Source organism: Rhodopirellula sp. JB055, from assembly GCF_043100905.1.
Lineage (GTDB): Bacteria > Planctomycetota > Planctomycetia > Pirellulales > Pirellulaceae > Rhodopirellula.
In genome coordinates, this window is sequence record NZ_JBICHO010000220.1 from 1 (window position 1) to 3,134 (window position 3,134).

Genomic DNA, 3,134 nt, shown 5'->3' on the forward strand with positions numbered 1-3,134 from the left:
GGTCGATGCCGCGCCGGTGGATTCGGTGCGGCGGTGGGCGGACTGCATGGTGCAAGCCCGCCAGGAAAGCTTGGAACGTTCTTTGGTTGCGGTGTCACCGAGCCAACCGGTTTGGGGCGACAAAGCATCTGCGAACCGCGACGGCGTCACTCAAGCCGTGGATGGTTTCGGAAACGCGGTCGGTCAGTCAGGTGAGGTGCAATCAGGAATGCATTGGCAGACGCAATCGTTGTCGCCCTTTGCGGTGAAGCCGGTGGCATATGAATCGACTTCGTCTGCGAACAAGCCGCGTTCTTCTGCGGACAGAATGGCTCGGGCCGGTTCGCTGAACGCTTTGGCGTCAGAGGCACTGGAGACCGGGTTGCCGACTTTGCCACCGATGAGCCAACGGACGAATTGGGAATACCATCCCGTTGTGATGGCCGCGCGGCGTATCACAAGCGTGGGTGTAGAAGACGGACCCGAGGATGAGGAGGGGACCTCTTCGACGCGATCGCATACCCGGAGATCGAACGCGTTACCGCGAGTCGTTTCCCGTCCGCGGCTGGATTGCGAATTGGACGACGTTTGCTGGAGCGACCTGCGTTGGCAGCGCACCGACGATCTCATGTTCGCTTGCGTGACCGACATGGAATACTTGTATGTCGCGGTCGTCGACTCGGGGAATTTCGGAAACTCCCGAGCTGATTCGACGCGTCCACAATCCTTGGAGTTGTGGGTCGATGGCGATGGTGATTTACTGTCGTCATTTCGCTTTTGGTGCGACTCACAAGGCAACCGTCAATCGACCGTGGATGGTTCGGTGCGTTGGCAACCGAACTGGTACGCCGCATTGAGCGGATGGGGTGAAGAACAATCGAGCGACGCGTCGGCTTCTGGGGTCACCCTCGGGCGAGGCCCGCAAGTGTTGGCGGAAATCGCGATTCCGTTGGTCGAGATTTTACCGCGAACGGATGCTCTGTCGCGGTTGTCAGAACAATTCGCGGTCCGTGTGCGTTCGTCGTCGGCCAGCGATTCTGCTGCGGCAACGGCGGGGCAGCCGCGAGGTGTCGACGCCGGACGATTGGCCTCTGATTTTCAAGCGTTGCCGGATCCGCAACACTGGCGATTCTTTCCCATGCCACGCGAGTGACCGATTCTCGTGAGTCATGGCATGCGAACGCCCTGATCCTTTGAGTTCGGCTTTGTCTGACACTGCATCTGAAACTGATTCCGCTAACGATCCAATCCGGTCTTATGCGCGGCCGCCCGAGCAACCTCTGTTCGATCGCGTCCGGACGTGGACCGACGTCATGCCTTGGCTGCGGTTGGTGCGTGTGGCCAGGTTGGCTGGCGCGCCGGTTTGGTTGGCCCTCGTGGCGATCGTGGATTTGATCTGGCGGATTGGGCTGGAGCAAATGGTCGGTCGCTCGGCCGGTGGATCTCTGGTGGAGGACGGATGGCGAACGTCCGCGACGCTGGGCGATTTGATTTGGACCGGGCCTTGGTCGCGTCCCGTACCGGCCCCGTGGATGGATGGTCTGCCGCTATTCATGTCGCACTGGGCAGCAGTGCTGTGGACGTTTGTTTGCTGGACACCCGTCGCGATGGTGCTGTTGCGATTGGGGATTTTGCTGACCGCCGGTCGAGATTTGCCAGGGTTTGTGGAGACGTGGAAGATTGTTGGCAAGCGACTGAAGTCGGCGGTGGTGATCAGTGCCTTGCCCGGTCTTTGTGCGTTCCCGCTGCTTCTTTTCCTGTGGATCGCGGATGGGATCGCGACGGCCGAGCGTGCCCACAGTGAGTGGGCGTACGTTTTTGCTCCGCTGGCGATCCCCGCGGCCTTGGTTGTCGGGTTGTTGATGGCGGGGGCAAAGGCGGCGATCCCGTTTGGATTGGCGGCTTTGGTCAGTCAGGAGAAAGTCGACGCGATGGATTGCTTGAGTCGCGGTTACGAGGTCACGTTTCGCCGTTTGCCGCAGTTCGTTTTGTTCTTGGTGCCGGCAGTTGTCGTGATCGCGATCGTGGTGGGTGGATGGCACTTGGTCGTTCTGGCGGCGGCCTCAGTGATGCGAAATCCTGTTTGGACCGCATTGGTTCTTCGTTTCCCAATCACCGTGGGGATCACCTCGGGATGGGCGATGCTTGGCGGTGTGTACCTGTTGCTTCGCCAGTCCGCTGGCGGCCAAGAAGTGGAAGACGTCTGGGACGGTCCGAAGCCGAAGTCGTTGCAAATCCCATCGGTCAAACGCGACGCAAAGCGAGAGTAGAACCGTTGTTCCCCACTGTTTGCGTGCTGGCGTGAAATCGTCGAACCGTCTGACGCGATCGCGAGTGAAGCTTGACGCAGAGGCGGTGAGTCGCCGAGATGCAGAGGGGGTTGTCGCACGGCCTTGCAGGTTGCGATTTCGCTGCAAATTGTCGCTTGCTGGGGCCACCCAGAACTTGTCGCTTGCTGGGGCCGCCCAGCAAGCCGAGCACGAACCTGCAGCCCAGCAGTGTCCCAGCAAACTGAGCGTGGACTCACGCTAAGCATGAACTCACGGTGGGGCCCACCACCGTCTTCTTTCAACACGGCGGTTTAGAACATGCCGCCGGTTTGCTGCGGCGTGCTGGGCGTTGAATGGTTGGGAGGATTCTGGTTGCTAACGTTTGTGTTTCCGCCTCGCTCAGCGGCTTGAAGACATGCCCCACAGAAAGAACCCGAGTGAAAACTGCCCGAAGATATCGGGTCTTGAAATGGCACCGACTTGGTTGGCAGATCCTCGCCTACCGTCCCGTCTCGGAGGGCATCGAAGAGGGCTTCGATTTTCAGGTGAGTTGCGAACGTGGTGGATACCAAGATGCCGGGCCGATTGGATCCGCCGGTTGGCAAAGGGGCCATGGTTCCCATTCCACCGAGCGCTTCCCAGCTCTCTGGGTCGATGGAAGTTTGAATCAACTGCATGGCTTCGCCGATGGATTGGGTCAGCCCAGTGGCCTCCAGGTAGTGAATTCGATGGAGAGGGCGGTCCTCAGCCGCAGTGATCGTCGTCACGACCCACACATCGTCCTCGAATTGGAGGGTCAGGTTCAGATCGCGAAGCATTCGATTCATGACCGAGCGGAAGCTGGTTTCCTTGGCATGAAGATTCACAGGCAGGTCGGCTGACAGT

General features: G+C 59.7%; 1 protein-coding gene and 2 pseudogenes. 2 read left to right on the forward strand and 1 reads right to left on the reverse strand.

Annotation, left to right across the window (positions count from 1 at the left end; all coding sequences use genetic code 11):
- Together ACF8AM_RS09175 and ACF8AM_RS09180 are read left to right on the forward strand one after the other, a co-directional pair.
- Window positions 1-1,132: pseudogene (locus tag ACF8AM_RS09175) on the forward strand (exo-alpha-sialidase); the annotation flags it as partial.
- A gap of 52 nt (window positions 1,133-1,184) precedes the next feature.
- Window positions 1,185-2,249 carry a hypothetical protein gene (locus tag ACF8AM_RS09180; protein ID WP_392555350.1) on the forward strand — a complete coding sequence of 355 codons (1,065 nt, stop codon included), beginning with the start codon at window positions 1,185-1,187 and terminating at the stop codon, window positions 2,247-2,249.
- 311 nt (window positions 2,250-2,560) lie between these two features.
- Here ACF8AM_RS09180 and ACF8AM_RS09185 read toward each other — a convergent pair.
- A pseudogene (locus ACF8AM_RS09185) lies at window positions 2,561-3,134 on the reverse strand (hypothetical protein); the annotation flags it as partial.